We start from the raw sequence: 998 nt of genomic DNA, 5'->3' as shown, positions 1-998 counted from the left end.
TTGACCAGGACGATGGCCCCGTCGTCCCGGACGGCGACGATCGCGTCCGGTGCCGCCTCCAACAGACCGCTGGCCAGGTCTGAGGAACCCTTCACCACATCACCACGATCGGTAATCGGACCGACTCTTTAAGTGAGGCGGAGTGGACCGTAGCACAGATGCCGACCCCCCGTGCCGACCCGTGCCAACCCGCCACCGTGGTTCACCGCTTATGCGTGCCTTCTCCCGGAGGACCGACCTGATCGGCTTGGTGGGATCCCNGCGGGTGGTTTTGAGGCTCAGGNGGGNGGTTTTGAGGCGCCGGTGGATCGGGAAGCCATCTGATGGCGTAACACTCGGCCTCGGCGGCACGTTCTCGGCGGCGGCGCCCCGGGCCGATCCCNGGCGCCGACCAGGAAGCCGAGGTCAGCGTGGCAGTGCCGCCGAGGCCGACCGACCGGGAGCGGGCGCTGTTCGGAGAACTGGCGGCCACCTGGACCTTCGACCCGAGGAACTCCGACCTGAGGAACTCCGACCCCAGAAAGTCCGATCCGAGCAAGGGATCCCGGCGATGACCACTCCATTCCCGTCGCGGCAGCGGACGGCGCCGTCGACCACCCGGCCGCGTTACCCGCTGGCACCAGCCCGGAAGCTGACCGTGGAGACGGTCGCCAGCCGCGGCGGGCTGCATCCCGACCTGGTCCACCGGTTCGTGGCACTCGGCCTGCTGGAGGCCTCCCGCGACGCCGAACTGGTCGTCAGCTGTCAGGCAGCGGACGCACGGCACGGGCTCGCCGCCTGAACCCCGACCCCGGGGGCCGGCCGGCCCCCTCCAGGCCGGCCCCCTCCAGGCCGGCCGGGGCCCTCCTGGCCTGCCGGGGCCCTCCTGGGACACCTACCGGTCAGCGACGAACCGACGGCGCCACGCTAGCGCCGAGACCGGTGCCGCCCGGCCCGGCGGCCGCACCCACACCCGCACTCGGCCCCACCCCGACGCCAAGACCCGCACCACCCGGCCC

At 72.2% G+C, this 998-nt stretch carries 2 protein-coding genes; both read left to right on the top strand.

Features of this window, described 5'->3' with window-relative positions; translation table 11 throughout:
* Positions 1–410: 410 nt before the first annotated feature.
* Complete coding sequence (locus ALLO2_RS25985; RefSeq protein ID WP_023841565.1) at positions 411–554, top strand: hypothetical protein; 144 nt, start codon at positions 411–413, stop codon at positions 552–554.
* Positions 551–781 carry a hypothetical protein gene (locus ALLO2_RS26660; RefSeq protein ID WP_023841564.1) on the top strand — a complete coding sequence of 77 codons (231 nt, stop codon included), beginning with the start codon at positions 551–553 and terminating at the stop codon, positions 779–781. Before ALLO2_RS25985 ends, ALLO2_RS26660 begins: the two co-directional genes overlap by 4 nt.
* Positions 782–998 lie beyond the last annotated feature (217 nt).

It is taken from the genome of Frankia sp. Allo2 (genome assembly GCF_000733325.1).
GTDB lineage: Bacteria > Actinomycetota > Actinomycetes > Frankiales > Frankiaceae > Frankia > Frankia casuarinae.
This window is presented reverse-complemented; position numbering and strand designations above follow the sequence as displayed.